Here is a 3,074-nt window from a genome sequence, read left to right as displayed (position 1 = left end):
AATTCAATGGCAAACCCAACTTTCGGAGAAAAAAAGACGAATACAGACTATGTTGCACGCTATGGAGTGTATGCAGTTATCCCTGACGCTGAACAAAAACAAATAGTTTTAGTTCAAGCTCCTAATGGTGCTTGGTTCTTACCAGGTGGCGAAATTGAATCAGGTGAAAATCATCAGGAAGCCCTAAAGCGTGAATTGATTGAAGAGCTTGGTTTCACAGCTGAAATTGGTACTTATTACGGACAAGCTGACGAATATTTCTACTCTCGTCACCGTGATACCTACTACTACAATCCTGCCTACCTCTATGAAGCGACTTCTTTCAAGGAAGTTCAAAAACCACTAGAAGACTTTAATCATATTGCCTGGTTCCCTATTGACGAGGCTATTGAGAACCTCAAACGTGGTAGCCATAAATGGGCTATTCAATCTTGGAAAAAACAGCATAAAATTGGCTAATACTCTTCGAAAATCTCTTCAAACTACGTCAGCGTCGCCTTACCGTAGATATGGTCACTGACTTCGTCAGTCTTATCTACAACCTCAAAACTGTGTTTTGAGCAACCTGCGGCTAGCTTCCTAGTTTGCTCTTTGATTTTCATTGAGTATAAATCAAGCGACTTTATTCAAAAAGTGCTATAATAGAATTAGAAAATCGGAGGAAATGTTATGAAGCTTATCAATACGACAAACTCACACTCGCAACTTGTAAAAAGCCAGCTAGAAAGTACAGATGCAACCCTTGTTGAGGTTTATTCTGCAGGGAATACAGATGTTATTTTTACCCAAGCTCCGCTTCACTATGAAATCCTCATCTCAAATAAACACCGTGCTATTCGTGAGCCTGAAATCGAAACCATTCAAGAATTTTTCTTGAAACGTAAAATTGATAAGGAATCTATTGATGAGGCCAATATCAAGACACTCTACTCAGAAAAATTGATTGGAATTTCAATTCCAATCAAATAAAGAACTTGAGTAAAAACTCGATTTGAGAGAAAGTCCAATAAGTCTTTCCATAATAAAACGCATAGTAGCAAGAGTTCCTAAACCCGCTATTATGCGTTTTTATCATTTTGAATCCTTTTGCTCACGATATTACTATAGAAAAAGATTTGATTCTGTTTCTCACACAATCAAATCTTTTTCTTTTATTAAAAACGAATCGTTTCACGTGTTTTCTCATATGAGGTAACAAAGCGATTGGTTACACCAGGCTCTGCCACTTCCAATGCTTGAGAAATCTTGTCAAATGAAGCATGATAATCAAATTCTTTTTCAAAAATATCTAAAGCTTCGTTAAATGCTTCTTGAATGCGTTCATCAAATGAGCGGTAACGGTTAGAATACTGTAATAATTGTTCTGTCAAAGTTGCATATTGTACAATATTATAAGTTTCCGTTTCTAAAGCTTCCATATCATTCGTTGCAATTTCAAGAACTCGGGTAACAGATTCAATGTTAATCATTTTCTGTTCTAACTCAACCATTAAATCCTCGGTATTATTGCTTGCCGTAAAGAATAACTTCAAGAAAGTTTGTGGAATACCTGGCAGATTGCGTTTTTCCATGTATCGCTTGATAGTATGGAGACGATTGACATAAACATTGGCCTTTTGACGTGCATTGATATCATCTTTCTCAATTTGTGTCAGGCGCTCACTAACTGAAATTTGCTCATCTTCAATATCTTTAAGATTTTCCTGTAAAGATTCAAGATTTTCTTCAAGAACTGAATAAGCTTGGGTTGGTTCTTCTTGATTTGAAGTTACCTCAACAATAGCTGCCTCAAAACTCTCTAATTCTGTCTGAATACGACGAACATGGCTTGCAGCTGTCTCAGGAAGTAAATAGGTCTTACTCAAACGTGCAATATCTTCTCCCAATAAAGTATTATTCTCTTTCATATGTTGAAGGTAAGTTGGAAGAGTTGCAAGTAGATTTTCCACTACTTTCTGAGCAGCAATTTCTCGAGTAAAAATATCATACAAGGCATTGATTTCCTCTTGTGCCTGCCCATTCTCATATTCGGCATTATCCAATTCCAACTGACGAATATTCTCTTGGTTTTTCTTGAATGCTTCATAAAGCAAGTGGAAACGCGCTTCAATATCCGTTTCAACAAAATGATAATTAGCATCTAAGAGCTTACGATAACCATCTTCTAAATCTTCTAGTTGATCTGGTAGCTCTTTAGATAATGTTGTTACAATTGCTGGTATACGATCAACGATATGTGTCAAAGCCAAGATATGATTTTCAGCATTATCCAAAATCACAGCAGCTTCTACTGGGTCACCCGATGAATTCAAGGTTACAAATTGTGAAAATTCAGATTGGATATTTTCTAATTGTTTTTCAATTTCATCCAAGGCTTGACCATACTGTTCTGAATTTTCAGCAACTCTATGCTGAAGTTCCTCAAATAAATCCAAAGCATGAAGAACACGACCACTATTTTTAGATTCTTGCTTCTCTAAGTCTGCCAAAGCATTGCGAATTTCAGCAATATCTTCTTCAATCAAAGTAATTTGACTCTCAATTTGGTCAATTTGATGACTGGCCTTGAGAAAACGAAATGAATGGTTATAGCCTTCTGCTTCAAAGAGATTATTTTCAATATCGGCAAAAGAGTTGAGAGATAAATCGACCCATTTTTGATTCCATTCACGGAAAGCCACTTGACTTTGTCCAATCAAGTGCATATTTTTTACAGCTTCTACTTCATCATTTACTGGAAGATTGTATAGTTCTTCTTTTCTTTCTTCTAGCGCCTCTAATCTTCCCTCGTTTCGCTTACGTAGAAAGATTGCCACTACATAAGCCAGAACTAAAATGACTGCAATTGCAACCATTAAATAAATTAGTTGTCCATTAGACATATCAAACTCCTTTTTTACTTGAAACAATCGTAATGATTATATCATATTTTTTAGACCAAGGGAACTACTTCTCCCGATTTTTTAGACATCAAGTGTACTATAGACAGCATTTTCTTCGATAAACTCACGACGAGGCTCTACTCGACTCCCCCATCAACATATCAAAGATTTTATCTGCTTCTGCAGCATCGT

General features: G+C 36.3%; 3 protein-coding genes. 2 read left to right on the top strand and 1 reads right to left on the bottom strand.

From position 1 onward, the window contains the following. Positions 1–6 precede the first annotated feature (6 nt). Together SMIDD26_RS05135 and SMIDD26_RS05130 are read left to right on the top strand one after the other, a co-directional pair. Positions 7–459, top strand: coding sequence for an NUDIX hydrolase (locus tag SMIDD26_RS05135; RefSeq protein WP_061439315.1), 453 nt, complete (start codon positions 7–9; stop codon positions 457–459). A 210-nt stretch (positions 460–669) separates the two neighbouring features. Further along, the gene (locus SMIDD26_RS05130) at positions 670–969 is read left to right on the top strand and encodes a DUF1827 family protein (protein ID WP_061439313.1); all 300 of its coding nucleotides are present in this window, start codon (positions 670–672) and stop codon (positions 967–969) included. Between the two features lie 185 nt (positions 970–1,154). Here the strand turns inward: SMIDD26_RS05130 and ezrA are convergent, their stop codons facing one another. Continuing rightward, positions 1,155–2,882 carry a septation ring formation regulator EzrA gene (ezrA, locus tag SMIDD26_RS05125; RefSeq protein ID WP_061439311.1) on the bottom strand — a complete coding sequence of 576 codons (1,728 nt, stop codon included), beginning with the start codon at positions 2,880–2,882 and terminating at the stop codon, positions 1,155–1,157. Between the last annotated feature and the right edge of the window lie 192 nt (positions 2,883–3,074).

It is taken from the genome of Streptococcus mitis (assembly GCF_001579035.1).
Taxonomy (GTDB): domain Bacteria; phylum Bacillota; class Bacilli; order Lactobacillales; family Streptococcaceae; genus Streptococcus; species Streptococcus mitis_J.
This window is presented reverse-complemented; position numbering and strand designations above follow the sequence as displayed.